Genomic DNA, 1,881 nt, shown 5'->3' on the forward strand with positions numbered 1-1,881 from the left:
GGCCCGGACCGTCGAAACGGTCCGGGCCTCTGGCCGGCGGAGGATACGAGATTCGAACTCGTGAGGGGTTGCCCCCAACACGCTTTCCAAGCGTGCGCCCTAGGCCACTAGGCGAATCCTCCGCCGCAAACAATACAAGACGTTGGGGAGTGCTTGCGACCGCGTTCCCCGGGAGGGGGTGAGGACGAGGTGCGGGGGGATCCGCAGGTGGGACCGGGTCGTTTTTGGGGGAGGGGATCGGCTAGGGTGGGCTTCAGCCCCTCACGTGGCGCTATCTGACTGAACTCCCCCAGGGCCGGAAGGCAGCAAGGGTAGGTTGGCTCTGGCGGGTGCGTGGGGGGTCTTTGCGTTCCCCGCGAGGGGGTCTGTGCTTCCGGTGGGGTGTCCCGGGGCTCGGGGCGGGGCCGGTTGTCAGTGGGTCCCGATAACCTCGTATGTGTGTCGTCCCTTGCGCTGTACCGCCGCTATCGCCCCGAGTCGTTCGCCGAGGTCATCGGGCAGGAGCATGTCACTGCCCCGCTGATGCAGGCCCTGCGGAACAACCGGGTCAACCACGCGTACCTGTTCAGCGGGCCGCGGGGTTGTGGAAAGACGACCAGCGCCCGGATCCTGGCGCGCTGTCTGAACTGTGAGCAGGGGCCGACGCCGACGCCCTGCGGCGAGTGCCAGTCCTGCCAGGACCTGGCGAGGAACGGCCGCGGGTCGATCGACGTGATCGAGATCGACGCCGCTTCGCACGGTGGTGTGGACGATGCGCGTGACCTGCGGGAAAAGGCGTTCTTCGGCCCGGCCGGCAGCCGGTACAAGATCTACATCATCGATGAGGCGCACATGGTCACCTCGGCGGGCTTCAACGCCCTGCTGAAGGTGGTCGAGGAGCCGCCGGAGCATCTGAAGTTCATCTTCGCGACGACCGAGCCCGAGAAGGTCATCGGGACGATTCGGTCGCGTACGCACCACTACCCGTTCCGGCTGGTGCCCCCGGGCACGCTGCGGGACTACCTCGGCGAGGTGTGCGGGAGGGAGAACGCCACCGTCGAGGACGGTGTGCTGCCGCTCGTCGTCCGGGCGGGCGCCGGGTCCGTGCGTGACTCCATGTCCGTGATGGACCAGTTGCTGGCGGGTGCCGCCGATGACGGTGTGACGTATGCCATGGCGACCGCGCTGCTGGGGTACACGGACGGGTCGCTGCTCGATTCCGTGGTGGATGCGTTCGCGGCGGGCGACGGGGCGGCTGCTTTCGAGGTCGTGGACCGGGTCATCGAGGGCGGGAACGACCCCCGGCGGTTCGTGGCGGACCTGCTGGAGCGGCTGCGGGACCTGGTGATCCTGGCGGCCGTGCCCGATGCCGGGGAGAAGGGGCTGATCGACGCCCCCGCCGATGTCGTGGAGCGCATGCAGGCGCAGGCCTCCGTCTTCGGGGCCGCCGAGCTGAGCAGGGCCGCCGATCTGGTCAATTCCGGGCTTACGGAAATGCGCGGGGCCACCTCGCCGCGGCTCCAGCTGGAACTGATCTGCGCGCGCGTGCTGCTGCCCGCCGCGTTCGACGACGAGCGGTCCGTCCAGGCGCGGCTGGACCGGCTGGAGCGCAGTGGGACCGGGGGCGGGTTCGTCGCCGGCGGGGCCATGCCGGGGATGCCTGCCATGGGGTACGTGCCCGGGCCCGAGGCGCACGGGATGCCGGGGGCGCACGGGATGCCGGGGATGCAGGGGGTGCCTGGCGGAGGTGCGGGTGCTCCGGCCGCGATGGCTCCGGCGGCCCAAGCGCCGACGGCCCCGGCCCCGGCCGTCCATGCTCCGGACCAGGCGGCTCAGCCTCAGGCCCAGCCTCAAGCTCCGGCTCCGGCGGCGCCGGTGCAGGCCGCTCCCGCGGCCGAGGCC

General features: G+C 70.8%; 1 protein-coding gene, 1 tRNA gene and 1 other RNA gene. 2 read left to right on the forward strand and 1 reads right to left on the reverse strand.

Annotated elements, in window-relative coordinates; translation table 11 throughout:
• Window positions 1-37 precede the first annotated feature (37 nt).
• Window positions 38-122 (reverse strand) — tRNA-Ser (locus ACWGIG_RS38690).
• A gap of 130 nt (window positions 123-252) precedes the next feature.
• On the opposite strand from ACWGIG_RS38690, the gene ffs reads away from it, so the two are divergent.
• An RNA gene (ffs, locus tag ACWGIG_RS38695) (signal recognition particle sRNA small type) lies at window positions 253-349 on the forward strand.
• A gap of 89 nt (window positions 350-438) precedes the next feature.
• Window positions 439-1,881: DNA polymerase III subunit gamma and tau (locus ACWGIG_RS38700; protein ID WP_453326413.1), on the forward strand; the 1,443-nt coding region annotated here is incomplete at its 3' end.

It is taken from the genome of Streptomyces sp. NPDC054863, assembly GCF_053610825.1.